Genomic DNA, 25,098 nt, shown 5'->3' on the forward strand with positions numbered 1-25,098 from the left:
AACCGACGGCGCTATCCATTCTGCTTCGGAGACGGCTATCAACGAAACCCATCAAACAACTTTCCGACGCCCCTGTTTTATCCCCGTCCACCCCCTACCACTCACCATGAGTGACGACGTGCGGGAACTGCGCGTCGAGGGCGCGCGCAAACGCGACGCCGGGCGGGGAATCGCCAGACTCCCCGGTCACGTCCAGAGCGACCTCGGCATCCTCAGCGGCGACCCCGTGCTTATCGAGGGCGGAAACCTCACCGTCGCCAAAGTGTGGCCCGGCGACGACGACGGTGACGTCATCCGTATCGACGCCGACACACGCGCGAGTGCTGACGTTACTATCGGCGAGACAGTTACCGTCCAACGAGCGTCCGTCGAAGACGCGACCAGTATCGTCCTCCAGCCGGCCGACGAACACGCCAACGAATCGGCCTCGACAGAGGGACTGCGCCGACGCCTCGTCGACAGACTCGTCCGACCGGGCAAACGCATCCGCATCCAGGGCTACGGCGCGTACATCGTGACCGAGACCAGCCCGACCAACTCAGTGCGAGTAACACAGAGTACGACTGTCACGCTCCGTCCGGAGATCGCCGACGTGGAGAGCGCAACGCCGGACGGTGAGGACCGAAATCAGCCAGCGGCCGAGAGCGACACGGGAATCACATACGAGGACATCGGCGGGCTGGACGACGAACTCGACCAGGTTCGGGAGATGATAGAACTCCCACTGTCGGAGCCCGAACTGTTCACCCGCCTCGGCATCGACCCGCCGAAGGGCGTCCTGCTGTACGGTCCACCCGGAACCGGGAAGACGCTCATCGCCCGCGCCGTCGCCAACGAAGTCGACGCCTATTTCGATACCATCTCCGGCCCGGAGATTGTCTCGAAATATAAGGGCGAGAGCGAGGAACGACTCCGCGAAGCCTTCGAGGAGGCCGAGGCGAACGCCCCCGCAATTCTGTTCGTCGACGAAATCGACTCCATCGCCGGGGCGCGCGACGACGACGCTGACATGGAAAACCGCGTCGTCGCGCAACTGCTCACGCTGATGGACGGTCTGGAGGGCCGGGACGAGGTCATCGTCATCGGTGCGACGAACCGCGTCGACGCCGTCGACCCCGCACTGCGTCGGGGCGGGCGCTTCGACCGCGAAATCGAAATCGGGGTGCCGGACGAGACCGGTCGCCGCGAGATTCTGGACGTGCACACCCGCGAAATGCCGCTCGGCGAGGACGTGAACCTGGACCGCATCGCTGCCCGGACCCACGGCTTCGTCGGCGCGGACGTGGCGTCGCTGGCGCGGGAGGCTGGGATGTCAGCGCTTCGGCGGGATCCCGAGGACTTGCGTGTCGTCCGGGCCGACTTCGAGGCGGCGATGGCGAGCGTCGAACCGTCAGCGATGCGGGAGTACGTCGCCGAGTCACCGACCGAGACGTTCGACGACGTGGGCGGCCTCGACGACGTGAAAGAGCGCCTCCGTGAAGCCGTCGAGTGGCCGCTCTCGTACGGCCCGCTGTTCGAAGCAGCCGCGACGGACCCGCCCGCCGGCGTCTTGCTCTACGGGCCACCCGGAACGGGGAAGACGCTGCTCGCGCGGGCAATCGCTGGCGAGAGCGGCGTCAACTTCATCAGCGTCGCCGGGCCGGAGATTCTGGACCGCTACGTCGGCGAGAGCGAGGGAGCGATTCGAGACCTGTTCGAGCGGGCGCGACAGACCGCCCCCACCATCGTCTTCTTCGACGAAATCGACGCCATCGCAGCGGCACGCGGCGACACACACGAGGTGACCGAGCGCGTCGTCTCACAACTGCTCGCAGAACTCGACGCCGTCGCCGACCATCCGTCGCTAATCGTGCTCGCGGCGACCAACCGCAAAGACGCGCTCGACCCCGCGCTGCTCCGGCCGGGGCGACTGGAACAGCACATCGAGGTCCCAACGCCGGACAAGGCTGCCCGGAAAGAGATTCTCGAGGTGCATACTGCCGACCGACCGCTCGCCGACGACGTGGACCTAGATGCGCTCGCCGCCGAGACCGCAGGATTCTCCGGTGCTGACCTTGCTTCTGTCCTCAGAGTCGCGTCGATGCGTGCGATTCGAGAGGTCGCAGCGGATATCGACCCGGCAGAGGCCGTTGAACGGGCAGACGACGTGATGATTACAGCCGACCATATCGAGCAAGCGATGGCCGAACTCAGTGATAGTCGATAGACAGTCAGCGTCAGTCGATGGCAAATGCACGCCATCGGAATGTCCTGGCTCAATTATCCAACCTTCTCAGAGAGAACTATCTATAATCTTCCAAATCTATCTGAGATACGGTCTCCCAGACTCGCGTACGACAAACCCAGTCTGGCCATCAGATATATCACTGGCAGAACCTGAGGGAGGTGACGTGATATCGATTCTGCTGCAATCAACGCGAACGTATTCAAAAACACTTCTCGACGGAGGACGTGCGTGAATCGTCGAACCTTCGTTGCGACCACGGTCGGCGTCGGAAGCACGCTGCTTGCTGGCTGTTCCGGCGGCAGCGGCAACGGTGGCGACGACGACGGTAGTAGCGGTAGCGGCAGCGGCACCTTCCGACTACTGATTAGCGACCAGCCGGCAGCTATCAGTGATTTCGACTCGCTGGACGTGACCCTCTCATCTGCTCGCGTCTTCCGAGCCGAAGAGGACGAAGAGGTTACCACCGGTGCGATGACCGAAACCACAGCTGAAGGCTCCGAGTCGACAGCAGACGAAACTGAAGATGACGAAGACATTGAGGACGAAGAAGACGAAGACGAGGACAGTGAGGGGTTCGTCGAGTTCGACCTCGACAGTGCCACAGTCGACCTCACAGAGGTCGTCGGCGACCGAGCTATCTCAGTGCTGGACGGCGAACTCGAAGAAGGGCGGTACTCGGGAATCGAACTCAGCGTGGCCAGTGCAGAGGGCGTTGTCGACGGCGAGACTGTCGACGTAATGGTTCCGAGCAACCGACTTCGAATCGTCAAGCCCTTCGAAGTTGCTGCAGACGAGGAGCTGAGCTTCGTCTTCGACATCAACGTCGTGAAGAAGGGGCCGCGTAACGGCTACAACCTCCTCCCTGTCATCGGAAAGAGCGGCGTCGCGGGGATGGAGGTTGAGGTCGAAGAAGTCGAAAGCGGAGACAGCGACGACGAAGACAGCGAAGACGAGATGGGAACGCCAGGTACCACCGAAACGACTGCCTGACTGGGTAGGGTTCTCGCCCACGTGAAACGGAGACGACCTGTTTTGAAACTTTTTTAGCCGAGTTCCACGGTATCAGAGTATGGACGACCGCCGGCTGTCGACTCTCGGAACTGGCATCGGTCTCGTGTTCGGCGGCGCGATTGGGCTGCTCGTCGGCGTCATTCTCGGAACCGACATCGTGTCGCCGCTGAGCTACGGGACAGGCGGCGGTATCATCGTTGGAGCGCTCGCCGGGCGACTGGTTCGTGCGAACCGGGGCGAGGATGCCTTCGCTGTCCGGGTGGTTGGCGGCTGTGCGACGGTCGGGCTACTCGTCGGCGCTGGCGTCGGCGGCGTCAGCGCCTGGTCCGTCGATGCCAGCCTTACATCGGGCGCGGCTATCGGTGCTGGCGCCGGCCTCGTGCACGGACTCGTGGTCGGTGGGCTCCTGTTGTCGACGCTCGACCAAACTGCGTCAGTTACGGAGTAGTACGAGACACGGTACCGCACGCCATACATTTTTGTCGGCTGAGTACCAATTTCGACGGGTGTAGATTCATGACATACCAGCACTACATCGACGGCGACTGGACGGCCGGCCACGGCGGGGACACCTTCGAGAGTCACAACCCAGCAACTCGTGAAAGGCTCGGGGAATTTCCACGAGGGACGGGCGACGATGTCCGAGACGCAACAGAGGCAGCTGCCGACGCCTTCGAGGAGTGGCGCTCGCTGTCCTACATCGACCGCGCGGAGTACCTCTGGGAGATTTTCCACGAACTCCGGGACCGCCACCAGGAACTCGGCGAAATCGTCACGAAGGAGTGTGGGAAGGAGATTTCGGAGGGGAGGGCAGACGTGACCGAGGCGTGGCACATGGTCGAGTGGGCTGCCGGCAACGCCCGACACCCGCACGGCGATATCGTCCCCTCTGAAATTGCAGCGAAAGATTCCTACATGCGACGGAAACCTCGCGGCGTCGTCGGCTGTATCACGCCCTGGAACTTCCCCGTCGCAATCCCGTTCTGGCACATGGCCGTCTCGCTGGTCGAGGGCAACACCGTCGTCTGGAAGCCCGCCGAACAGACGCCGTGGTGTGGCCAGACAGTCGCCGAGATGTTCGACGACACCGGCATCCCGGACGGCGTGTTCAACCTCGTGCAGGGGTACGGTGACGCCGGTGCAGCCATCGTCGAGGACGACAGAGTCGATACCGTTCTCTTTACAGGGTCGGCGGAAGTCGGCCACAGCGTCGCCCGGAAAGTCGCCGACCAACCCGGGAAGAACACCTCCTGTGAGATGGGCGGCAAGAACGCCGTCGTCGTCACCGGCAACGCTGACATGGATATCGCACTCCACTCGGCGGTGATGTCGTCGTTCAAGACGACCGGCCAGCGCTGTGTCTCCTCGGAGCGACTGCTGGTTCACACCGACATCTACGACGGATTCAAATCCAAGTTTGTCGACCACGCCGAACGCGTCGCCGTCGGGAACCCGCTTGACGAGGAGACGTTCATGGGGCCGTTGGTCGATCACGAACAGGTCGAGAAGTTCCACGAATACGCCGCCATCGCACGCAAGGAGGGTGCGGAGGTGCTCGTCGACCGGTCGGAACTCCCCGAACGAGAGGTTCCCGACGGGCACGAGGACGGCCACTGGGTCGGTCCGTTCGTCTACGAAATCGACTACGACCCGGACCTGCGGTGTATCCACGAGGAAGTGTTCGGCCCCCACGTCGCCCTCATCGAGTATTCGGGTGGGATAGACCGGGCAATCGAGTTACACAACGCCGTCGACTACGGGCTGACCGGAGCCGTCATCAGCGAGGACTACCGCGAGATTAACCGCTTCCGCGACCGTGCAGAAGTGGGACTGGCGTACGCAAATCTCCCGTGCATCGGTGCAGAGGTCCAACTTCCGTTCGGCGGCGTGAAAAAGTCCGGACAGGGCGCACCGCACGCACGCGAGGCCATCGAGACAGTCACCGAACGGACGGCCTGGACGGTCAACAACAGCGAGGACATCGAGATGGCACAGGGGCTCTCCGCGGAGATCGAGACCCGTGAAGACTGACCGAAAGTAGAGACCGAGAGCGCGACCGAGACGAGGAGCCGACCGGACGGCCGTCCGGACGACCGCCGGGTCGGGGTGACGCCGTCGAGTTGGCCGGGAGCCCGCGAGGCCGTGCAGCGAGTTGGTTCGCCGGCATCGACGTGAAAAGCGCGTTTGCCGGCAACTGGAGGTGAGGCCCGACCGCAAATAAATGTCCCGCCCGCCGCCGGTGTTACCGCCGGTCACCCAGTGCCGGGAACTCCTCGCGACGCTCGGCGACTCTCGGCGGATCGAGTGTCGCCGTGACGAGTGTCGGATCGTCACTGGCACTCGCCAGCGTTGTTCCCCACGGGTCGTAGATTGTCGACCGACCGAGCAACGTTGCGTCGTCGAACTCCCCGACGCCGTTTGCCGCCGCGACGTACATCAGATTCTCGACGGCACGCGCCTTCGGAAGCAGCTTCCAGTGTTCGATGCGCGGATACGGCCACGCGCTCGGGACGAGCGTGAGTGTCACGCCCGCATCGACGAGCTGGCGGTACAGTTCCGGAAACCGAAGGTCGTAGCAGGTCGTCGTTCCGATGGTAAAACCCTCGAACTCGACAGTGCCGACGGACTCACCCGGCGTCAACAGCTCCTGTTCGGCCGAGTCGTACCCAAAGAGGTGGTGTTTCCGATAGACTGCACGTCGGTCGCCGGCCCGGTCGAGAAAGACAGCGGTGTTGGCAAGACCATCGTCAGCAGGCGTCTCGAATCCCGCCGCTGCCGAAGCAGCGAGATCTTCGACGAAACTGCCGGCGAGCACGGCCACGTTCTCGGCTGCAGCCGTCTCGGCGATCGTCGTCAGCGTCTCGCCGTCGAGTGGTTCCGCGCTCCGGGCGTAGCTATCGAAGGCGAAGTAGCCGACGGTGAATAGCTCCGGAAGGACGACGAGATCCGCACCGTCCGCTGCCGCGCGTTCGATGGCAGCACGCGCACGCTTGACGTTACGCGTTTTCTGTGCAGCGTCGATGGCTATCTGTGCGAGCGTTACCTGCATCTCAGGAATTCAGGTCGTCGTCGAGCGCCGTTTCGAGATTGTCGAATTCCGCTTCCATGTTTCGCTTGAAAAAGCGCTCGACCCCGGGCACCTTCCCGTCGACGATAAATCGGTTGGTCAATTTCGTCCCGCCGTCGACCTCTTCGAGTTCGTGTTCGCCCACGACGTGCATCACCTTCGACTTCCCGACGAACTCGACGTACGTGGGCGGTTCACGGACTCGTTCCTCGGTTTCGACGCGAATCGTCCGGTTGATGACCGGAATCGGGAGCTTGATGTGCCAGACGGCGTGTTCGTCGTCGACGACTTCGAACTCATCGACGACGCTAATCGGTCGCGCGCGTTTCTCTGGGTCAGCGATAAACGCCCAGACATCTTCGATGGGTGCCTGCACCTCGACGACTCGCTCGACCCGTACTGTCATGACTGTGATTTTCGGGACAGGCGTAAAAAAACTCGCGTTAAGCCTGCGTGACGCGCCAGGTTGTCGAGCGAGCACGACCCCACTTTTCGATTTCGACCTCCTCGGTTTCCTCTGCGAGCTTCGGAAGGCGAGCACCGACCTGCTTCGACGTGAGCCCGAGCTGTTTGGCGATGTTCTTCGACCGGAAGTAGCTCTCCCCGCGCGAGACGCTCTTGCGAAGATACTCCAGAATACGACGGTCCTCCTCGCTCAGGTCAGTCATTACTCGTCTGTTGGTGCTTCAGGCTCTTAACGGTTTATCTCCGTTCAGTTGTCGAACATATGCAAGACGGCGATAGCGAGGCCGCCACCGACCATCGCGACGGCGAAGGCTACTCCAGAGTATATCTGCATCTGGGTGTCACCGTTCAGTGCGTAGAGGTACGACGTTGCGAGCATGCCGAGCGTCCCGAGTAACGCGATGACGGCGAACGTCAGGGACAGCCCGAGACTCTTGTCCGAGGCCTGCTTCGTCTCTGCCATACTCACCCGTTTTCCCGTTCGGTACTTATGTCATGCGACTCCGTGTCGGTCACCGGGCCACAGCGTATATCAGCGTCCAGATTTTCTGTCGCGGTATGGGAATAGGACGGATACTGAAGTACCTGGGTCTCGGCGTCGGGGGACTCGTGGCTTTGCTTGGGGTTGCGTATGTCTTCGGGTTCGTCGGCGTGCCGCAGGTCGAATCCATCGACAACCAGTTCGGCGAGGTGAACAACTCGACGAGCGAGATACAGACGACGATTACCGTCAATAACCCGAACCCAATCGGCATCTCACTCGGTGGGACGACGATCGACTACACTGTCGACATGAACAACATCTCAATGGCGACCGGACAGAAGAGGGGAATCGCGATCGGGTCGGGCAACTCGACTGTCGACCTCGTCACGTACCTGGACAATACGAAGATTCCGGCGTGGTGGTACACGCACATCCAGGGCGGTGAGCAGAGCGACCTCTTCGTCGACGCGACCGTCTCTCACAACACGCTGGGGTCCCGCGACTTCCAGACGAGCAAATCCATCGAGACGAACATTCTCGGTGCGTTCAACTCGACGGAGACGCGGCCCGTCAATGCCGATTCGTCCCTCGTCTCGGACCCGGTGCTGTACATCAACGAGACGAGCGGCAGTTACGGGTCGGAACTGACCCGCGAACAGACACCAATCGACCTCGGCTTTACTGTTTACAACCCCAAGCCGTACCCCTACGTCGTGACCCGGGTGGATTACACCATCTATATGAACAACATCACCGTCGGAGAGGGAAGCAACGAGCGCAACTCAGCTATTCCACCATCTGCGACGGAGACCATCAACGCAAACACCGTCATCCAGAACGATCGCCTCGACGAATGGTGGGTCTCACACCTCCAGAACAACCAGACGACGGATCTCTACGTCGATATGCAGGTCGTCGTCGAAGCTGACACACCAGCTGGAACCACTCCAGCAATCACGATCGACACGGACGCGCTCGACTACCGCGATACCATCGAGACGGACGTCTTCGGAAACAAAGAGAACACGGGCGACGGCAGTGACGGAAATACGACTCAGGCGGACGACGGAACCGTGACGAACGGCGACGAGAGTGTGACAGCAACACCAAGCGACGACAGCAGTCAAACGACGACAGCAGAACAGAGTCCAACGCCGACATTGACTTCGACCCCAACCCCAACAGCCACGGCTGAGGACGACGACGGCGGCCTCCTCTCTACGTGATGCTGATGTGGTCGGATTCCTCGTCGAGCGCGAGGTTGGTCGCGATTTCGGCGTTTCGAACGGCGTACTGAGCGGTTTGCTGGAGGCTTACGAGGACTTCTCGCACCTGAAGTAGCTGCTCGTTGTCCATCTCCGGCAGGTCCGAGAGAATCTCCTTCTCGCGGTCGCTGATTTCGGCAAACTTCTCGCGGACTTCGATAGCGGTATCGTAGTCCCGGTCGACGACAGCCTCGACGGCGAGTTCGGTAATCTCGTTGACCTGGTCAGTGAACTCCCGGATGCGGCGCATCGTCCCGGATTCGACGTTGAGCGCGTTGTTCTCCGCTTCCAGCGCGATCTCTGCGATGTCCTCGGCGTTGTCCGCGGTCAGTTCGAGGTTCTTCGCCAGCGAGCGGTAGCCGATAAGCGGGAAGCCATCGTTGAGCCCGACAGAGCGCGCGAGGTTAGGGTTCTGGTAGGCCGTGAAGATGAGCCGAAGAAGCAAAACGAAAATCTTGTTGGCCTGTCGTTCCCGGTTGAGGGCGCGCTGGGCCAGGTCCGGATTGTTGTGTGCGAGCGCCTTGACAGCCTCGTTTCGCATCGTACTCCCGGTCGACTCCAGACGCTCCATGAGATTGTCGAGCGTGAAGTCTTCGGGGTCGACCGAGCACCGGATCGCGATGCTCTCGGGCGTCTCCTCGATGACCCCCAGCCCCATCAGCTGCGTCTCGGCGTTGTAGACGGCGTTGATGTGCGTGCTTTCGAGGGTCTCACCCTCGGCAGCGTCGACGTGGATGATGCGCCGACCGAGGACGTACTGCGCGACGATTGCCCGCTCGACGGCGTCCGCGTCGAGCCCAGTCGCGCGTATAATAGCCTCCGACTCCTCGGCGGTGACTGATTCTGGCATCACCGTCAACGTTCCCTTGCCACCGATCCGAAGCGAGACCTCGTCACCCTTATCGACGTTCTGGGCCTGTGCCCACTCGGCCGGTAACGTCATCGCCAGCGTCGACGGCCCGAGCCGCTGGACTTTCCTCGTTTCCATACCGATAAGAAGCGCGGCGCGAACCTTAATCTTGTCATTATTACCTTAGTGTCATGGTCGTTCATGCACCATACTACAGTAGAGGTTATACACCGTGACAAACGATAACTTCTCAAACCAGTTCGATGAGTCGGCGCTCGAACCGACCGACACGGACCCGGTGCCACCCGCGGAGGCTCTCGTCGAGTTCCTCGTCGCCGGTATCCGTCCGGAGAGCACCGATGTCGTCGAGTTTGCGACGAGAGGCGACGATTTCGACCGACGACTGCTCGATGACTGCGGGCGAGATCTGCTGGTTGCCGCGACCGAAGACAAATCCCTGGCCGCCGATTGGCGAGACGACGACGACGTTTCGGTCGCCGAGTGCGTCGAGGATGTCCGATTCTGCACCGTCGCGTACCAGCAACTCCCCGTCGCGCCACACGTCGACGCCGAGTGGCGTCCCATCGATGCCCAGTTCGGCTTTGATTTCACCGACGGTACTCCCCGGCCCGAGAATGTAGGTCACACCGTCCTCCATGTCATCGACGAATCCCTCGGCGATGCCGCCGACGCTCCCGCTGGCGAGTTGCTTGCTCGACTGGCGTTGCTCTGCGACGGGGACCGTCGCTATCGCCCGCAACTCGGTCCGAACCTCGCCCTCACGGTAGTCGTCCTCGTCGATATCGTTGACTTCAGCCCGGGTGGTTTGCTCGAACGTCGCTGCCACGACGCCGGCCGCACGGGGCGAGACTGCAAACACAGCCGAATAGACTTTGACACCCGCTGGAACGCCGAAAATCGGAGTCTCGTCGTCCAGGTCGGAGAGCGTCTCGGCCACGTCGACAGCCGTTCCGTCACCACCGGTAAAGAGGACGATGTCGACGTCGTGGTCGACGAACGCTCGGACCGCAGCCCTGGTGTCGGCGGCGCTGGTCGTTCCGGTCCCACCGCTGGGAACGTCGACGATAGCCGGGTCGAAGCCGGTGTCGCGGGCAACGTCTTCGCCCATCTGCCCAGGGGCGGTGACGAGTTCGACATCGACGTCTGTGTCAGCCAGTGCATCGAGCGCGTCACGAGCGCGGTCGGGCGCGCGTGGTTTCGCCCCGCGAGCGCGGGCTTGCTCGACTTTGTCGTCGGTCCCTTTCAGACCGACGCGCCCCCCCATTCCCGCGATCGGATTGACGACGACCCCTATGCGGCGCATACACACGGTTGAGCGGGTACGATGAAAAGCAAACCGGAACGTCTTAACCGTCGCCACTTCGAACTGCCGAGTATGAGTGTGCTACTGGCGCAAGCGAACGAAACGGCTGTGCAGGGTTCCGTCATCGATGCCGCTGGGTGGATTATCCTCCTCGGTGGCGTCCTTCTGACCGCGTTCTGGCTTCGCTCGCTCGCGCGATAACTGCGACTTACTCCGGTAATTCGACTCGCTCGGTGAGCCACTGCTTGGCATCACCGACAGCCTGTTCGTCTTCGCCCCGAATCTTCAGTCGGACAGTCTCGCCGGGATAGCTGCCGACTGTGACGCCGAACCGTTCCTGAACGTCGATGAGCCGCTGGATGAGCGCGCTCTCGGGTTCATCGGCCTCGATGGTTGCAGTGAAGCGGTCGGCACCGGTGAAGTCGTCGGCAATCACCTCGAACATCCCCTTCATTTCATCGGGAACACCAGGAAGGACGTAGACGTTACCGATGGCACAGCCCGGCGCGACGCCGTTGGGGTTCCGGATGAACTCTCCGCCTGCCGGGAGCGCTGCGGTTCCCTCGGCCAGGTCCTCGCGGGTGTATCCACCCTCCTCGGCGAGCCACTGGAGTGCGGCCTCGTTCTCTTCGAGTTCGCTGCCGAACGCGGCAGCCACGCCGTCCATCGTGACGTCGTCGTGCGTCGGGCCGACGCCGCCAGTAACGATGACGGCGTCGAACTCGGCACGCTGTTCGTTCACCAGTCGAGCAATCTCCTCTACTCGGTCCGGGACGACCGTGACGCGGTCGACGTCGACACCGCGGTCGGCGAGCTGTCGGCCCAGCCAGGCGGCGTTCGTGTTGACGGTGTCGCCGGCGAGAATTTCGTCACCGACGGTGACCAGCGCGACGCGCATATCTGTCCCTCGGGCCGGAGCGTAAAAGCACCACCGGCTCCCATGACGGCCGCGACTACATCCCCGGCGGCGGGCCGTCATCGCCGAAATCGTCGTCGTCGTAGTCGATGTCGATGTCGATCTCCTCGCGCTGGGACTCCAACCCCCGAATCTGACGGAAGTAGTAGAGTCCGCCGACAGTCCCGACGAGCAGGGCGATAATTGCCAGTGCGGCAAAGATTAGCAGGTCGCGTTCGAGATAGTACCGGGTGTTGATAGTCTCGTCAGAGAGGTTTCCCCACCGAACGGTCATCCGGTCGTTCTCGACCGTACTGTTCCAGTTCCCGGGACTGACCTGCGAGAGCAACGGGATACCCACGCGTGCACCGGGCGGCAAGATGACCTCGTGTGACCCCTCTATGAACACTGGCGTGCTGAACTGCTTCCCGCTTCGTGATGCAGTGTACGCGACTTTCCCGCCCGCTTCCGGGACGGAAATCTGTGTTTTATCGCCGTCGCGGGTCGCCGAGAGGTTACCGTGTGACGCGTTGACTACTGTTCCGTTCTCGTACCGGTACTGGAGAGCCCGCAGATTGACCGGATTATCGCCTTCGATCGCGTCACGTTGCCAGACTTCGACGGTTTCGTTCGACACGTTGACCACAGTCGCGTACGACGACCGAGAGATGTTGAACGTGGCATCCGCCGACGTGTCCCAGTCGTAGGTTGCCTGTTCGTTTAGCTGGTCCTCGGGTATCTCCGAGGAGCCAAAGCCACACCCGGCTAACGCCGCGGCGAGCACGAGCGCACCGAGCGCGAGCAGGTGTTTGCGTCTCATGGGACGACACAGAGCAGCTCTGCGGGGAGGTACTCGCCGACGCTGGCGAGCAGTCCCGGTGGGTCGGTCCCTTCGCGGCAGACGACACTCTGTTCGAGCAACCCCAGTCGCTCGACGGTCACGATGTCCTGGGCGTGGCCGGCGCGGTTGATTGTCGCCCGGACTTCCGAGCGCGTCGCGCTGTTGATGTTCAGCCGACCGGTCCCACGAGTCCACTCGTAGAGACGGTCCTGTTCCTCGTCGGCGAGTCGCGGCGGGTCACCGGCGACGAATCTGAGCGGCATGTGCTGAACGAGTCCGAAGCGAGTCCGAATCTGTTCGGGCGACCCCTGGCCGAGTCCCAGCTGGTCGGCAGGAATCCGCACGCGCTGGCCGGCATCGAGGACGAAGCCATCGTCATCCCACGATTCGAGCGTGCCGACGTGGACCTCACCGTCGTCCAGGTGAGGGGTGATCTCTCCCCACTCCTCGCGGAGCAGGTTCCGTGCGACGACGGCGTCGTCACCCTCGACGGTGACCGTCGGGAAGTCGTCGTCGCGGTGACCGACCTCGAAGGTAACGTCAAGCCCGTCGAGCGTGTTGGCGACCATCGATTCCAGACCGTCGAGCGCGCGGTCGCGGGCGTCCCCGGCGACGTACACTTTGGTAGCGAGTACGACCATCAGATTTCGGCGCTTGCCGTCTCCACGTTGAGTTCGTCACGCAGTTCTTCGATACGCGTTTCCATCGCCTCTACGAGGCGGGTGTTCTCGAGCGACTGGAGTTCGCTTCCGCAGTCGGGACACTGGAAGCCAAAGTCCATCGCCTCGCCGAACTCGAAGCGGATGCCACACTCCTCACAGAGGTAGAACTCGTGGTTTCGCTCGTACTCCCGGCGGTTCTCCAGCGCGGTGAGCAGGCGGTACATCTCGGATTCGAGTTGCTCGGGTATCGCGTCGTACTCGAAGGTCCACAGATAGGTGAGCCACCCCGAGTCCTCGTCACGGAGTCGTCGGTACGTCGCCAGGTCGTTCTCGTAGAGAATGAAAAGCGCCCGGCGAACGTCGTTGAGTTCGAGTCCGAGTTCCTCGGCAAGTTCCTCGTCGGTCACTTCCCCGTCCGGGGGCGCTGCCGCGACTGGCATACCCTTCGGGCCGACGAGTTCGTGGAGGTACTTCTGTATCACAGGATCCTCCAGGAGTTCCTCAAAAGCCATTACGGTAACAACCGGGTGTGACGTGGTTAAAACCATCGGGATGACCCCGTCCGCCGATTCGACGCAGAGAACTCACTCGCGCTCTTCGACGCGCTTGCCCTCTGCCTGTGGAACGACTTCTCGGTCAGCGTCTTTCCACTCGCGGTCCAGTTCCGCCCCCTCGAACAGTCGGTCCAGAAACACGGCCAGCGACGCCACCTCTGAGTGTGGCTGGTTGGTCACGCCCACGTTCCAGTCTGCAGCGTCGTAGACGTCCCACGCGACTTTTTCCGCGCCAACGACGACGAGCAGCGGATCGCCGCCCTCGTGGCGCTCCCGAATCTCCCCGTCGACTTCCTGGACGGGGAGGCCGTACATCGTCAAGTGGGCGATTGCACCGCCCCAGCGGTCGAGACAGGCCATCGGCTCGTCGGTCGTCTCTACCTCGAAGGGACCGCCGAATCGGTCGGTGATGTCGACGATTGTATCCGCACGACTCGCCCCCTCCTGGGCCAGAATGACGCGGTCGGCACCGAGTGCGCGCGCTGTCAGCCCGACATGGGTCGTCATCCGCTCGTCTCGGCCCGGCCGATGGCCGAGACGGAGGACGGCGACTTCCGGTGTTCCCTGCATACCCACCATCTCGGGGGCGGACGGTTAGGTGCTTTCGGACGACGTTGTCGAGGAGCGTCTCCTCCGACAACTCCCGGTTCGAACTCACACGATTGTGACCGGAATATCCGTTCCGTGGAGCACCCGTTCGGTCGTGCTGCCCAACAGAACCGTTTTGAACGACGAGTGGCCCCGCTCGCCGATGTATACGGTATCGATATCGTGTGCATCGATGTACGCGAGAATCTGCTCGCCGGGTACACCCTCCTCGAGAGCGGTCCGCAGTTGGACGCCTGCATCTTGCGCGCGTGTTTCTATCGCTGCGAGTGCCTCCTCACCGATTTCTCGGAAGTTCTCGCGGACCTCGTCGGGATTGACGATAGCGTTGTCGTAGGCTGTTCGCGTCTCGATGACGTAGAGCGCGTGCAGCGTCGCCCCGTAGCGAGCCGCGACATCGATTGCGTGAGTCGCTGCCCTGGTGGCGTGGTCGCTCCCGTCGGTCGCGGTGAGGATGTGCTCGTACATGAGTGACGTGAGAACCCCCACGGAGTAAAACATCTGGTCGGCCACCTGGGTCGCTCGCTGAAACGTTCGTCAATTCCGGTCGCGCTGGCGCTCGCGCGGGTTTTTCACGAACTTCCGGCCGTTCAGCCGCTTCTTGTCACCGCTTGCGGTCGCAATGAGTAGTTCCGGCCCTTTGTGACGCATCTCGGTGACATCCATTACCGTCTCGAACGACCAGCCTTTCACGCGGGCCAGCCCCTCGTCATCGAGTTCGATGAAGGTACGGGGGGTCTTCTGACTGCCGAGCGACCACTCCTTGTCACCCAGTTCCATGGTCTCGCCCTCGATGCGCCCCCACTTGAACACGCAGCGATACTGCGTCCGTGGCTCGTCGGCCCGGTCGTGGTCAACGCGCGTCCCCTCCTCGAAGTCGAAGCCACAGTGGTCGACCCACTTCTCGAAGTGGTCGTGGTCGAACTGCTTGCTCGTGGCACCGTTGCGCGTCTCTCGCGTCCAGATGATGTGCGATTTCGATGGCTTCCCGCGAAACGAGCCGTTCGTCACAATTTCAACTCGACTGTCCCCGCTGATAAGCGTAATTGCCCCAGATTGACAGACAACCTGGAGCGTCGACCACCGACTGGGAGCGTGCGGACCGGACGATTATAATGGTGGCCGAGCAAGTAGCACCTGATGAATCTCGAAGACCATGCCGAGGAACTCGCCTCCGACCTCGGCGTTGACAAATCGGAGGTCAAAGACGATCTGGAGAACCTCGTCTCCTACAGCGTGCCGATGGACGAGGCAAAGCAGAGTCTCCGCCGGAAGTACGGCTCCGGCAGCGATTCCGGTGGTGGCGGTGCGCCACCGAGCAAAGACATCGCCGACGTGACGACCGACGACGGCAGCGTCTCCGTGACCGCCGTCGTCCTCACGGTCGGCAAGCGCTCGATTCGTTACCAGGGCGACGACCAGGTGATTCTGGAGGGCGAACTCGCCGACGAGAGCGGGAAAATCTCCTACACCTCTTGGGAGCAGTTCGACATCAAGCCCGGCGACACCGTCAGCATCGGCAACGCCGGCGTCCGGGAGTGGGACGGCCACCCCGAACTCAACCTCGGCGAGAGTACGAGCGTCGAACCCATCGACGAATCGCTCGACGTGCCCTACGACATCGGCGGCGACGCTACGCTCACCGAACTCGAACCGGGAGACAGGGGCATCAACGTCGAGGTGACTGTCCTCGAATCCGAGTCGAAGGTCATCGACGGCCGCGACGGGGAAACAGAGATTCTCAGCGGCGTGCTGGCCGACGAGTCGACACGGCTCCCCTTCACGGACTGGGACCCACACCCCGAACTCGTGGAGGGCGAGTCCGTGCGAATCGAAGATACGTTCGTCCGGGAGTTCCGCGGCGTCCCGTCGGTGAACGTCTCGGAGTTCTCGACCGTCGAACGGCTCGACCGGACTATCGAAGCGCCCGAGACGGCACAGCGGCTCTCGATTCGCGACGCCGTCGAATCGGGCGGTCTCTTCGACGTGGAACTGGTCGGCAACATCCTCTCGATTCGCGACGGCTCCGGTCTCATCGAGCGGTGCCCGCAGTGCAGCCGCGTCGTCCAGAACGGCCAGTGTCGCAGTCACGGCGACGTCGAGGGCGAGGACGACCTGCGGACGAAAGCCATCCTCGACGACGGAACGGGGACAGTAACGGCCATCCTCGACGAAGACATCACCGAAGACGTCTACGGCGGCGACATCGAGGCTGCGAAGGAACACGCCCGCGAGGAGATGGACAAGGAAGTCGTCGCGGATACCATCGCCGACCGCATCGTCGGCCGGGAGTACCGTATCCGCGGCTCGCTCAGCGTCGACGAGTACGGCGCGAACCTCGAAGCGTCCGAGTTCACGGAGAGTGAGGACGACCCCGTCGCGCGTGCCGAGGCGCTGCTCCAGGAGGTGACGACATGAGCGAGAGCGAGCAAAGCGGTGCCGGCCGCCGCGAAGTCGCCTACCGGCTGTTCGCCGCTGAGTTCGACGACGCGGACTTCTCGTACTCCGAGAGCGACGAGGAGCGCGCACCCAACTACGTCATCACGCCGACGGGCGCGCGTGTGAACCGGCTGTTCGTCGTCGGTGTCCTCACCGAAGTCGAACAGGTCAGCGAGGACGTCTTGCGCGCTCGCGTGGTCGACCCGACGGGTGCGTTCGTCCTCTACGCCGGCCAGTACCAGCCAGACGAACAGGCGTTCCTCGACAGTGCGGAGACGCCGATGTTCGTCGCGCTGACCGGGAAAGCCCGCACCTTCCAGCCGGACGACTCCAATCAGGTATTCACCTCGATCCGACCGGAGAGCATCAGCGAAGTCGACGCCACGACGCGGGACCGCTGGACGGTCCAGACCGCAGAGCAAACCATCGACCGCGTCGGCCACATGGCGACGGCGCTCTCGCTGGATGTTCGCGGTGACGACCTCCGGGCGACGCTCGAAGACAACGGCGTCGACGACGGGCTGGCCGCCGGCATCCCGCTGGCTATCGAACACTACGGGACGACCGGTGCGTATCTCTCGGCGCTCCGCGACCTTGCGGTCGACGCTGCCCGTCTCGTCGCCGGCGAGGTAGACGAAGTGGAACCGATGTCGCTCGACCCGGACCAGGGTGACGACGGCGACCTGCAGTCGCTGGCTGACACCGACGTAGACGTGTCCGTGTCGGCTGACGGTGACACCGGTGAGCCAACGGAATCGGACAGCGAGGAAGCCACTTCGACCGAACCAAAGACGGTCGATACGTCGACGGAGACAGCGGAAGCCGAGAGCGACGCCGAACCGACCGACACGACAACGACGACGGACACCGTATCGGAGACTACCGAGGTGGACGCGTCAGAGACGCCAACGGAGGACGACGCGGCGACAGCAGAGACGGCGACAGACGCGACCGCTGAAGCACCGACCACAGAAACAGCGACGGACACCGCAACCGAGACTGCCGAATCGGAGCGTGTCGAGACTGAGACCACCGAACCAGCGGCAGCCGCCACGCCCGGAGGGTCGGAAACTGGTGTAAGAGAGTCCAGTGCTGGCGATTCGGGAACGCAGACGACAGCATCGTCCGACGACACGGACGCCGGTGCGGACACCGAAGGCGACGATATCGGTGACTTCGAACCCGGAGAGTTCGAACTCGACGAGGACGAACGAGAGGAAATCGAGGAGGAGTACGGCACCGAGTTCCAGAGCGGAACGGACGTGCCAGACCCCGGTGAATCAGACATCGAGACGCCCGACCCGGAAGAACTGGCCGAAGCCGAGCCCGTCGAAGAGACGGCAGAAACCGCTGAAACGGCCGAAGCAGACACGGAGTCCGAGCCGGAACCCGAATCTGAAGCTGCTGACACCAGCGGAGACGAACCGGACGACGCTGCCGCGGAGTCAGCCGAGGATATCGACCTCGGAGAAGTCACCATCGAAGTGATGGAAGATCTCGACGACGGCGACGGGGCCGACCGAGAGACACTCGTCGAGACGCTGGTCGACCGCTACGACATCGACCCCGACGACGTGGAAAACGCAATCCAGAACGCGCTGATGGACGGCCGGTGTTACGAACCCGACGACTCGACTGTCAAACCGATTTGATGTCGGTCGAACCGGTCCCGGATTCGCCCGCCGCCGTCGTCGACTGTGACGACGAACGCGCACTCGTAGTCGCCGACTTCCACGCCGGTATCGAAGTCGGACTCCGGCGGGAGGGTGTCGAACTTGACAGTCGTGCCGACGAGCGCCGCGAGCAACTGCTCGGACTCTTGGACCGGACGACATCCGGCCGACTGGTCTTTCTCGGTGACCTCGGCCACGCAATCGGCAATCCGTGGGACGATGAACGCCAGGAAGTCGACGAGTTGCTCGCCGCCGTTACCGAGCGCGTTCCGGTGACGCTCGTGAAAGGCAACCACGACGGAGATATCGAGGCACGAGTCGAAAAGTTCGAAGACGTGACACTCACACCGGGACACGGCACGAGACTCGGTTCGGTCGGCTTCGCGCACGGACACACGTGGCCGAGCCCCGACGTACTGGACGCGGACATTCTCTGCTCCGCGCACGAACACCCGGTCGTCAAACTCGAAGACGAGGTCGGGGGCGGTCGCGTCGAGCGCGTCTGGCTCCGCGGGGACTGCAACACCACGCCGTTCGAAGAGTTTCACGACCGCAAAATCGACGGTCCGAACGAACTCGTCGTCTTCCCCGCGTTCAACGATCTCTCTGGCGGGACGTGGGTCAACGTCGACGGGCAGGAGTTCCTCTCGCCGTTTCTCCCCGATGCACTCGCCGACGGACAGGCGTATCTGCTCGATGGCACTCGACTCGGCCGGTACGACACCGTCTGAGCGGATTCATTACGGCCAGGATTTAAATATCAGTACGTGACCAGCACAGCCCATGCACTGACAGTCGATCCCCGGATGGGCCGCGATAGTGTGACACACCATTCGGGAACCGCGCGCAAGCAGTGTCGCCTGTTCGCAACCGTCCCGACGGGCTTAATCGGCTTAGCCACCAACAGCGGGTGATGACAGACGGTGAGGCCGCATCGGGACCAGCGGCCTTCGCCGCGCTCGGGTCGACTGTCCGGGCTGCCCTCTCCGAGCGTGGATTCGACACGCCAACTGCACCCCAGCGAGTGGCGATACCGCCGCTTGCGGACGGCGAGAACGCCCTCGTCGTCGCACCGACGGGCAGTGGCAAGACCGAGACTGCGATGTTACCGGTCTTCGATGCACTGGCTGACGAGGACCGGTTCGGCATCGGCGCGCTCTACATTACGCCGCTCCGGGCGCTGAATCGCGATATGCGCGAGCGACTGGACTGGTGGGCCGACACACTGGACCTCGACGTGGACGTTCGCCACGGCGATACCACCGACTACCAGCGCCAGCAACAGGCGAACGACCCGCCGGACGTACTCGTCACGACGCCCGAAACGCTCCAGGCGATGCTAACGGGGAAGAAACTCCGGCGAGCGCTGGAGGACGTCAACCACGTCGTCGTCGACGAGGTTCACGAACTCGCCACCTCCAAGCGCGGCGCACAGCTCACAATCGGGCTAGAACGGCTTCGGGAACTGTCTGGACCGTTCCAGCGTGTCGGACTCTCTGCGACGGTCGGAGACCCAGACGAAGTCGGGCGATTTCTCACTGGCAACCGCGGCTGTGAAATCGTCGAAGTGGACGAAGGCACAGCCTTCGACGTGGACGTCCGTTGCCCGATAGTCACCGACGAGGACGAGCGTCTCGCGAGCGAACTCGTCACGCAGGCGGACGTGGCCAGTCACGTCCGCGTCATCGACGAACTCGTCACCGACCACGAGTCGACGCTCGTGTTCGTCAACACCCGTCAGACCGCCGAAGCACTCGGATCACGGCTGAAGAAACTCGGCACCGACATCGGCATCCATCACGGCTCGCTCGCCAAGGAAACTCGAATCGAGGTCGAAACCCAATTCAAATCCGGCGAACTGGATGGGCTGCTCTGTACGTCCTCGATGGAACTGGGCATCGACGTGGGTCACGTCGACCACGTCGTCCAGTACAACAGCCCCCGACAAGTCTGTCGACTCCTCCAGCGCGTCGGCCGCGCGGGTCACCGCCGTGATGCAGTCTCGTCGGGGACTATCGTCACCAGCCATCCCGACGACGTAATGGAGTCGCTGGTCATCACACGCCAGGCCCATGCTGGTGAGGTCGAACGTGCCGATATCCACTACGGCAGTCTCGACACCGTCGCCAACCAGATTGCCGGGCTAGTGATGGACTTCGGCGAGATCGGCGCGATGAAGGCCTACGATATTGTGACGCGAGCCTATCCGTTCGAAGACCTCTCGAAATCAGCGTTCAAACAGGTGATTCGGGAACTCGCCGGCAATCGCGTCGTCTGGCTAGAAGAAGACGAGGACCGACTGGAGAAGCGCCAGGGGACCTGGCAGTACTTCTACCAGAACCTCTCGATGATTCCCGACGAAGCCACCTACGACGTGGAAGACGTCGCCAGCGGGAAACAGGTCGGAACGCTCGACGAGCGCTTCGTCGTCAACTTCGCAGCACCTGGTGAAATCTTCATCCAGCGCGGCGAGATGTGGCGTATCACCAACATCGACGAGGAGGAGGAAATCGTGACGGTGTCGCCCATCGAAGACCCCGCCGGCGAGGTCCCCTCCTGGACCGGTCAGGAAATCCCCGTCCCCAGCCAGGTCGCACAGGAGGTTGGCGAGTTACGCGGCGTTGCCGGCGACCAGCTCCGAGACGTGCCGAAGGCGGCCGTCTCCCGTGACGTCCAGCACCGCTACGACGCGGAGACGGCAACCATCGAATCGGGACTCGGTCCGCTGGCGGACCACGCCGACACCGACGCACCCATTCCGACGGACGACCGGATTCTCGTCGAGTTTAGCGGCCGCGCCATCGTCGTCAACGTCTGTTTTGGCCACAAGGTCAACGAGACGCTCGGTCGACTGCTCTCGGCACTGCTTGGCCAGCAGAGTGGCTCGTCAGTCGGGATGGACGTCGACCCGTACCGAATCGAACTGGACGTCCCACGGGGCATCACGGCTGGCGACGTCGTCCGGATTCTCCGGGAGACGGACCCTGACCACGTCGAACACATCATCGAACTCAGCCTGAAAAATGCCGACGCACTGAAGTTCAAACTCGCACAGGTCGCCGCCAAATTCGGCGCGCTCAAGCGCTGGCGTGGGACCGGACAGGCTCGGTTCGGCCGCAGTCGACTGCTCGACGCGCTCGAAGACACGCCAGTCTACGACGAAGCAGTTCGGGAGATACTCCACGAAGAGTTGGCTGTCGAGGAAACAGCGGCCCTCCTCGAACGAATCCAGTCCGGTACGCTGGCCATCGAAACGGTTGGTGACCACACGCCACTCGGCACCAGCGGGCGGGGTTCGGGGACGGAACTACTCACGCCCGAAAACGCCGACGCGAGCGTCATCCAGACGGTCAAAGACCGCATCCAGAACGACCGGGTTATCCTCTTCTGTCTACACTGTCAGGACTGGCAGACCAGACGGGAAGTCGGGCGCGTCCGGGACCAGCCCAAGTGTCCCCAGTGTGGCTCGACGCAGATTGCCGCGCTGAATCCGTGGGATGACGAGACTGTGGCAGCTGTCAAAACTGGCGAGAAGGACGACCAAGAGGAGAAGGCCACCGAGCGCGCCTATCGGACGGCAAGTCTCGTCCAGAGCCACGGGAAACGAGCCGTCGTCGCACTCGCCGCACGCGGCGTCGGCCCACAGAATGCCGCGCGCATCATCAACAAACTTCGAGAGGACGAGGACGACTTCTACAGAGATATCCTCTCCCGCGAGCGCGAGTACGCACGCACGCGGTCGTTCTGGGAGTAGTGTCGGCGGCGGTCGTGTGGTCACTGGCTGTCGAGAAGGGGCGAGGCAACCAGCGTCGGCGTCTCCGTTGATTCCCCGCTGAGGTGCATGTCGCTGCCGAACACCGAGATGAGGTCGAGGTTCGTGCGAACGTGCTCGGTCACCTCGGGAATCGTGACTCGACCACCAGCCAGCGCGAGCGGGACCATCAGCTGGTCTGCCATGTGAGCGTCGACTGGGGAACTGGTCGAGTGAAACGACAGAAACTGGGCAACAGCGGCCTCAGCGACGTCCTCCGACGGAAGGCCGCGTTCGCCGAGTGAATCGAAACCCGCGAGCGTTCGGTCGTAGACGCCTCGAAGGAGAATCGACGATCCCGGAGAATCGCTCGGCACGTACGCGACATCCTCGACGCTGACGGGGAAGCCGCCGACGCCGAGTAGGTCCGCCGCGTGTGACGCCTGGCGATCAGCCACCGAACTGTCTTCGAGGTCTTCGGACGCCTTTGAGTGGATCTCGACTCGCTCCAGACTGCCTCTCGCGTCTATCTCCAGGGCCTGGCGAGTCCACGGCATGGTTTCGAATGTTGCCGACCCGCCCCCTGCGGGATAGAACCCTGTTCTGCCGAGTTCGAGCGATGCGTCGATGCCGTACCTGGCGAGGAGTGGTAGCTTGACGTACTGATGGTACTCGATTGTCGGCGACCACTTCACGTTGGTTCCGCCGCTCGCGGTCACGCGAATCGGGTCGTCGGCGGTCAGCCCGATTGGGAGGACCGTATCGAACAGGAGTGTGAGACTGCCAGCCGTCCCAACCTCCGCTGAGAGGTCCGTGCGGCGGGTGTCTCCCGGCTCGAAAGTAAGGGCGTCGGCACCGAGTTCGACACCGTCGGTCTCGGCGTCACAGAGGTCGGCCACGAGTTCTACTGTCGACAGATGCTGTGGGCGAAGCCCCGGGTTCGGCCGGTTCCCCCGAATATCGTCGATGCGAAACGGCGTATCGGTAATCGTCGACAGCGAGAGTGCTGTTCGGAGTAGCTGTCCGCCGCCGGCAGCCCCGTCGATAGTGAGCATCGCTAGACGGTGTCCACCTTCGAGTGCGAGAGCCCTGAATCTGTCCGTCCCGCTCGCGGTCGGCGTGCGTCCGTTCCACGCGGGAAGGACTGGGAAACACTAAGAGTCAGGGCCGCCACCCACCTGCCAATGCGACTGGAGGACTACTGGGGAATCGGGCCGAAGACCCGAGACCTGCTGGCCGAGGAACTCGGAGTCGATGCCGCAATCGAGGCAGTCGAGACGGGCGACGTGCGGACGCTCGTGAATGCTGGCATCCCCCGCGGTCGGGCAACCCGGATTCTCCGGCACGCACACGGCGGTGCGGCGATGGACCTCCTGGCGACCCGTGACGCTCGTAACGTCTACAAGGATCTGCTCGATATTGCTGGAAACTACGCCGTCACCGAGAGCGCGGCTGACCGCATCCGAATTCTCACGCCACTCGACAGTGCGACGGCGATGGCCGACCGACTGGATGGCGTGCTCGACGCCCGCGACACCTGGGCAGGGCTGGACGACTCGAATCGAACTGCTGTCATGGCCGCCTTCGAGTCCTACGACAGCGTCGCTGACGGCCGTATCTCGGCGGTCCGGACTGCGCTTGCACTCAAGGAGACGGGCATCGACGAGGGCATCTTCGCGCCGATTGCCGATTTCGACGCAGATGCCCTGTCGGACGCCGAGGCCGCACTCGCCGGCCTCGAAGCCGGCGGCGACCGGGTTGGGGAGGGAGCCGACGACCGACTGGATGAACTCCGAGCCCACCTCGCGAGTGTCGAAGACCTCTCGGCGACCCCCGGCGACGTACTGGAGGCGGTCCGCTCGGGAGCGCGCGGAACGGACGAACTCCGGGACGCCTTTGCCCGACACGTCGCCAGCGAGAGCGGTGTCGACATCTCCCGGGTCCGGGAGGCAATGCCTGGTGAAGCGGCGGATGCGTCGGCGTTCGTCGGCGAGACACTGCGGTCGCTGGCCGGTGACCTCCGAACGGCGGTCGAAGAGCGCGAACGGGAAGTCAGCGAGCGACTGGCAGGTGTGCTCGAGGAGGCCGAAGACGAAATCGAGGCGGCAGTCGAGACGGTCGACAACCTCGCATTCTCGCTGTCGCTGGCCCGCTTTGCGCTCGCGTTCGGCCTCACACGACCGCGCTTTGTCGACCACCAGGTCGCCGGTGTCGTCCAGGCCCGGAACCTCTTTCTGGAGGACGCTGGTGCGTCCGTCCAGCCGATTACCTACGCTGTCGGCGACCACGACCTGACGGTCGCGAGTGCGACTGCACCGCCAAGTGGAGACCGCGTCGCGGTCCTGACCGGGGCAAACAGCGGCGGGAAGACGACGCTGCTGGAGACACTCTGTCAGGTGCAGTTACTCGCCCAGATGGGACTCCCGGTGCCGGCCGACGACGCCGAGGTGAGCGTCGTCGACACCATCGTCTTCCACCGCCGGCACGCGAGTTTCAACGCGGGCGTCCTGGAGTCGACGCTGCGTTCCGTGGTGCCGCCGGTGACCGACGAGGGGCAGGCACTGATGCTCGTCGACGAGTTCGAAGCGATAACCGAGCCGGGGAGTGCAGCGGATCTCCTGCACGGTCTGGTCGCGCTGACCGTCGAGAAGGGCGCACTCGGGGTGTTCGTCACCCACCTCGCTGACGACCTGGAGCCGCTGCCGGAGCAGGCCCGGACCGATGGCATCTTCGCGGAGGGGCTGACGACGGACCTGGAACTGGAGGTCGACTACCAGCCGCGCTTCGAGACCGTCGGCCGGTCGACACCGGAGTTCATCGTCTCGCGACTGGTCGCGAACGCGGGCGACCACGCGGAGCGAGCGGGGTACGAGACGCTCGCCGAAGCCGTCGGGGAGAGTGCCGTCCAGCGGACGCTGGCCGACGCCCGGTGGACGGAGTAACGAAGGGCTACTTTGAGGTGACTGGGGGACGAAGTCACCACC

General features: G+C 63.1%; 25 protein-coding genes. 11 read left to right on the top strand and 14 right to left on the bottom strand.

All coding sequences use genetic code 11. From position 1 onward, the window contains the following. Positions 1–106 precede the first annotated feature (106 nt). From WDJ60_RS06355 to WDJ60_RS06370, 4 genes are all read left to right on the top strand, one after another. Positions 107–2,206: a CDC48 family AAA ATPase gene (locus WDJ60_RS06355; RefSeq protein ID WP_340099260.1), complete on the top strand. Its 2,100-nt coding sequence runs from the start codon at positions 107–109 to the stop codon at positions 2,204–2,206. A 249-nt stretch (positions 2,207–2,455) separates the two neighbouring features. Further along, positions 2,456–3,217 carry a DUF4382 domain-containing protein gene (locus tag WDJ60_RS06360; protein ID WP_340099261.1) on the top strand — a complete coding sequence of 254 codons (762 nt, stop codon included), beginning with the start codon at positions 2,456–2,458 and terminating at the stop codon, positions 3,215–3,217. A 79-nt stretch (positions 3,218–3,296) separates the two neighbouring features. Further along, positions 3,297–3,686, top strand: a complete 390-nt coding sequence (locus WDJ60_RS06365; RefSeq protein ID WP_340099262.1) for a hypothetical protein — start codon at positions 3,297–3,299, stop codon at positions 3,684–3,686. A 68-nt stretch (positions 3,687–3,754) separates the two neighbouring features. Then, the gene (locus WDJ60_RS06370; protein WP_340099263.1) at positions 3,755–5,269 is read left to right on the top strand and encodes an aldehyde dehydrogenase family protein; all 1,515 of its coding nucleotides are present in this window, start codon (positions 3,755–3,757) and stop codon (positions 5,267–5,269) included. 211 nt (positions 5,270–5,480) lie between these two features. Here the strand turns inward: WDJ60_RS06370 and WDJ60_RS06375 are convergent, their stop codons facing one another. From WDJ60_RS06375 to WDJ60_RS06390, 4 genes are read right to left on the bottom strand one after another with little or no spacing between them, the layout of a single operon-like run. Continuing rightward, complete coding sequence (locus WDJ60_RS06375; protein WP_340099264.1) at positions 5,481–6,287, bottom strand: nitrilase-related carbon-nitrogen hydrolase; 807 nt, start codon at positions 6,285–6,287, stop codon at positions 5,481–5,483. Between the two features lies 1 nt (position 6,288). Then, on the bottom strand, positions 6,289–6,711 hold the full coding sequence (locus WDJ60_RS06380; protein ID WP_340099265.1) for an SRPBCC family protein: 423 nt from the start codon (positions 6,709–6,711) through the stop codon (positions 6,289–6,291). Between the two features lie 37 nt (positions 6,712–6,748). Continuing rightward, positions 6,749–6,973, bottom strand: coding sequence for a DUF7123 family protein (locus tag WDJ60_RS06385; RefSeq protein ID WP_340099266.1), 225 nt, complete (start codon positions 6,971–6,973; stop codon positions 6,749–6,751). 44 nt (positions 6,974–7,017) lie between these two features. Beyond that, positions 7,018–7,233 carry a DUF7525 family protein gene (locus WDJ60_RS06390; protein ID WP_340099267.1) on the bottom strand — a complete coding sequence of 72 codons (216 nt, stop codon included), beginning with the start codon at positions 7,231–7,233 and terminating at the stop codon, positions 7,018–7,020. A 95-nt stretch (positions 7,234–7,328) separates the two neighbouring features. Between WDJ60_RS06390 and WDJ60_RS06395 the strand changes: the two genes are divergently transcribed. After that, on the top strand, positions 7,329–8,480 hold the full coding sequence (locus WDJ60_RS06395; RefSeq protein ID WP_340099268.1) for an LEA/WHy family protein: 1,152 nt from the start codon (positions 7,329–7,331) through the stop codon (positions 8,478–8,480). Here WDJ60_RS06395 and WDJ60_RS06400 read toward each other — a convergent pair. Both WDJ60_RS06400 and WDJ60_RS06405 read right to left on the bottom strand, forming a co-directional pair. After that, the gene (locus WDJ60_RS06400) at positions 8,473–9,507 is read right to left on the bottom strand and encodes a PhoU domain-containing protein (protein ID WP_340099269.1); all 1,035 of its coding nucleotides are present in this window, start codon (positions 9,505–9,507) and stop codon (positions 8,473–8,475) included. The genes WDJ60_RS06395 and WDJ60_RS06400 overlap by 8 nt on opposite strands. Positions 9,508–9,619: 112 nt before the next feature. Then, entirely contained in the window at positions 9,620–10,693 is a 1,074-nt protein-coding gene (locus WDJ60_RS06405) for an ATP-NAD kinase family protein (protein WP_340099270.1), read from the bottom strand. 72 nt (positions 10,694–10,765) lie between these two features. On the opposite strand from WDJ60_RS06405, the gene WDJ60_RS06410 reads away from it, so the two are divergent. Continuing rightward, positions 10,766–10,894 (top strand): hypothetical protein, encoded by a 129-nt coding sequence (locus tag WDJ60_RS06410; RefSeq protein ID WP_340099271.1) that lies wholly within the window; start codon positions 10,766–10,768, stop codon positions 10,892–10,894. A gap of 7 nt (positions 10,895–10,901) precedes the next feature. Here the strand turns inward: WDJ60_RS06410 and WDJ60_RS06415 are convergent, their stop codons facing one another. The 7 genes from WDJ60_RS06415 to WDJ60_RS06445 form a co-directional block, all read right to left on the bottom strand. After that, positions 10,902–11,591: a competence/damage-inducible protein A gene (locus WDJ60_RS06415; protein WP_340099272.1), complete on the bottom strand. Its 690-nt coding sequence runs from the start codon at positions 11,589–11,591 to the stop codon at positions 10,902–10,904. Positions 11,592–11,646: 55 nt separating this feature from the next. Continuing rightward, positions 11,647–12,408 carry a DUF5803 family protein gene (locus WDJ60_RS06420; protein ID WP_340099274.1) on the bottom strand — a complete coding sequence of 254 codons (762 nt, stop codon included), beginning with the start codon at positions 12,406–12,408 and terminating at the stop codon, positions 11,647–11,649. Continuing rightward, positions 12,405–13,070 carry a DUF2110 family protein gene (locus WDJ60_RS06425; RefSeq protein ID WP_340099275.1) on the bottom strand — a complete coding sequence of 222 codons (666 nt, stop codon included), beginning with the start codon at positions 13,068–13,070 and terminating at the stop codon, positions 12,405–12,407. Before WDJ60_RS06425 ends, WDJ60_RS06420 begins: the two co-directional genes overlap by 4 nt. Next, on the bottom strand, positions 13,070–13,603 hold the full coding sequence (locus tag WDJ60_RS06430) for a transcription factor (RefSeq protein ID WP_340099276.1): 534 nt from the start codon (positions 13,601–13,603) through the stop codon (positions 13,070–13,072). The genes WDJ60_RS06425 and WDJ60_RS06430 overlap by 1 nt, the downstream gene beginning before the upstream one ends. Before the next feature lie 72 nt (positions 13,604–13,675). After that, positions 13,676–14,215 (bottom strand): tRNA (cytidine(56)-2'-O)-methyltransferase, encoded by a 540-nt coding sequence (locus WDJ60_RS06435; protein ID WP_340099277.1) that lies wholly within the window; start codon positions 14,213–14,215, stop codon positions 13,676–13,678. 84 nt (positions 14,216–14,299) lie between these two features. Next, complete coding sequence (locus tag WDJ60_RS06440; protein WP_340099278.1) at positions 14,300–14,719, bottom strand: universal stress protein; 420 nt, start codon at positions 14,717–14,719, stop codon at positions 14,300–14,302. Between the two features lie 69 nt (positions 14,720–14,788). Beyond that, positions 14,789–15,262 (bottom strand): hypothetical protein, encoded by a 474-nt coding sequence (locus WDJ60_RS06445; RefSeq protein WP_340099279.1) that lies wholly within the window; start codon positions 15,260–15,262, stop codon positions 14,789–14,791. Positions 15,263–15,391: 129 nt separating this feature from the next. Here WDJ60_RS06445 and WDJ60_RS06450 point away from each other — a divergent pair, with 129 nt between their 5' ends. The 4 genes from WDJ60_RS06450 to WDJ60_RS06465 all read left to right on the top strand — a co-directional run bounded on the left by WDJ60_RS06450 (position 15,392) and on the right by WDJ60_RS06465 (position 22,117). Further along, positions 15,392–16,669 (top strand): Single-stranded DNA binding protein, encoded by a 1,278-nt coding sequence (locus tag WDJ60_RS06450; protein WP_340099280.1) that lies wholly within the window; start codon positions 15,392–15,394, stop codon positions 16,667–16,669. Beyond that, a complete protein-coding gene (locus tag WDJ60_RS06455) occupies positions 16,666–18,342 on the top strand; it encodes a hypothetical protein (RefSeq protein WP_340099281.1) in 1,677 nt (558 codons plus the stop codon). Before WDJ60_RS06450 ends, WDJ60_RS06455 begins: the two co-directional genes overlap by 4 nt. Further along, positions 18,342–19,094 carry a metallophosphoesterase gene (locus WDJ60_RS06460; RefSeq protein WP_340099283.1) on the top strand — a complete coding sequence of 251 codons (753 nt, stop codon included), beginning with the start codon at positions 18,342–18,344 and terminating at the stop codon, positions 19,092–19,094. The genes WDJ60_RS06455 and WDJ60_RS06460 overlap by 1 nt, the downstream gene beginning before the upstream one ends. 182 nt (positions 19,095–19,276) lie before the next feature. Further along, the gene (locus tag WDJ60_RS06465) at positions 19,277–22,117 is read left to right on the top strand and encodes a DEAD/DEAH box helicase (RefSeq protein ID WP_340099284.1); all 2,841 of its coding nucleotides are present in this window, start codon (positions 19,277–19,279) and stop codon (positions 22,115–22,117) included. 20 nt (positions 22,118–22,137) lie between these two features. Here WDJ60_RS06465 and rtcA read toward each other — a convergent pair whose 3' ends face one another. Further along, a complete protein-coding gene (rtcA, locus tag WDJ60_RS06470; RefSeq protein ID WP_340099285.1) occupies positions 22,138–23,169 on the bottom strand; it encodes an RNA 3'-terminal phosphate cyclase in 1,032 nt (343 codons plus the stop codon). Between the two features lie 129 nt (positions 23,170–23,298). On the opposite strand from rtcA, the gene WDJ60_RS06475 reads away from it, so the two are divergent. Further along, positions 23,299–25,056 (top strand): MutS-related protein, encoded by a 1,758-nt coding sequence (locus WDJ60_RS06475; RefSeq protein WP_340099287.1) that lies wholly within the window; start codon positions 23,299–23,301, stop codon positions 25,054–25,056. Positions 25,057–25,098: the final 42 nt, after the last annotated feature.

Source organism: Salinibaculum salinum (assembly GCF_037645885.1).
GTDB lineage: Archaea > Halobacteriota > Halobacteria > Halobacteriales > Haloarculaceae > Salinibaculum > Salinibaculum salinum.

Bases quoted from the DNA above. Each gene is read 5' to 3' on its own strand.
- WDJ60_RS06355 (WP_340099260.1), top strand. From the start codon at position 107: ATGAGTGACGACGTGCGGGAACTGCGCGTCGAGGGCGCGCGCAAACGC.
- WDJ60_RS06365 (WP_340099262.1), top strand. From the start codon at position 3,297: ATGGACGACCGCCGGCTGTCGACTCTCGGAACTGGCATCGGTCTCGTG.
- WDJ60_RS06370 (WP_340099263.1), top strand. From the start codon at position 3,755: ATGACATACCAGCACTACATCGACGGCGACTGGACGGCCGGCCACGGC.
- WDJ60_RS06375 (WP_340099264.1), bottom strand. From the start codon at position 6,287: ATGCAGGTAACGCTCGCACAGATAGCCATCGACGCTGCACAGAAAACG.
- WDJ60_RS06380 (WP_340099265.1), bottom strand. From the start codon at position 6,711: ATGACAGTACGGGTCGAGCGAGTCGTCGAGGTGCAGGCACCCATCGAA.
- WDJ60_RS06385 (WP_340099266.1), bottom strand. From the start codon at position 6,973: ATGACTGACCTGAGCGAGGAGGACCGTCGTATTCTGGAGTATCTTCGC.
- WDJ60_RS06390 (WP_340099267.1), bottom strand. From the start codon at position 7,233: ATGGCAGAGACGAAGCAGGCCTCGGACAAGAGTCTCGGGCTGTCCCTG.
- WDJ60_RS06395 (WP_340099268.1), top strand. From the start codon at position 7,329: ATGGGAATAGGACGGATACTGAAGTACCTGGGTCTCGGCGTCGGGGGA.
- WDJ60_RS06400 (WP_340099269.1), bottom strand. From the start codon at position 9,507: ATGGAAACGAGGAAAGTCCAGCGGCTCGGGCCGTCGACGCTGGCGATG.
- WDJ60_RS06405 (WP_340099270.1), bottom strand. From the start codon at position 10,693: ATGCGCCGCATAGGGGTCGTCGTCAATCCGATCGCGGGAATGGGGGGG.
- WDJ60_RS06410 (WP_340099271.1), top strand. From the start codon at position 10,766: ATGAGTGTGCTACTGGCGCAAGCGAACGAAACGGCTGTGCAGGGTTCC.
- WDJ60_RS06415 (WP_340099272.1), bottom strand. From the start codon at position 11,591: ATGCGCGTCGCGCTGGTCACCGTCGGTGACGAAATTCTCGCCGGCGAC.
- WDJ60_RS06420 (WP_340099274.1), bottom strand. From the start codon at position 12,408: ATGAGACGCAAACACCTGCTCGCGCTCGGTGCGCTCGTGCTCGCCGCG.
- WDJ60_RS06425 (WP_340099275.1), bottom strand. From the start codon at position 13,070: ATGGTCGTACTCGCTACCAAAGTGTACGTCGCCGGGGACGCCCGCGAC.
- WDJ60_RS06430 (WP_340099276.1), bottom strand. From the start codon at position 13,603: ATGGCTTTTGAGGAACTCCTGGAGGATCCTGTGATACAGAAGTACCTC.
- WDJ60_RS06435 (WP_340099277.1), bottom strand. From the start codon at position 14,215: ATGCAGGGAACACCGGAAGTCGCCGTCCTCCGTCTCGGCCATCGGCCG.
- WDJ60_RS06440 (WP_340099278.1), bottom strand. From the start codon at position 14,719: ATGTACGAGCACATCCTCACCGCGACCGACGGGAGCGACCACGCCACC.
- WDJ60_RS06450 (WP_340099280.1), top strand. From the start codon at position 15,392: ATGAATCTCGAAGACCATGCCGAGGAACTCGCCTCCGACCTCGGCGTT.
- WDJ60_RS06455 (WP_340099281.1), top strand. From the start codon at position 16,666: ATGAGCGAGAGCGAGCAAAGCGGTGCCGGCCGCCGCGAAGTCGCCTAC.
- WDJ60_RS06460 (WP_340099283.1), top strand. From the start codon at position 18,342: ATGTCGGTCGAACCGGTCCCGGATTCGCCCGCCGCCGTCGTCGACTGT.
- WDJ60_RS06465 (WP_340099284.1), top strand. From the start codon at position 19,277: ATGACAGACGGTGAGGCCGCATCGGGACCAGCGGCCTTCGCCGCGCTC.
- rtcA (WP_340099285.1), bottom strand. From the start codon at position 23,169: ATGCTCACTATCGACGGGGCTGCCGGCGGCGGACAGCTACTCCGAACA.
- WDJ60_RS06475 (WP_340099287.1), top strand. From the start codon at position 23,299: ATGCGACTGGAGGACTACTGGGGAATCGGGCCGAAGACCCGAGACCTG.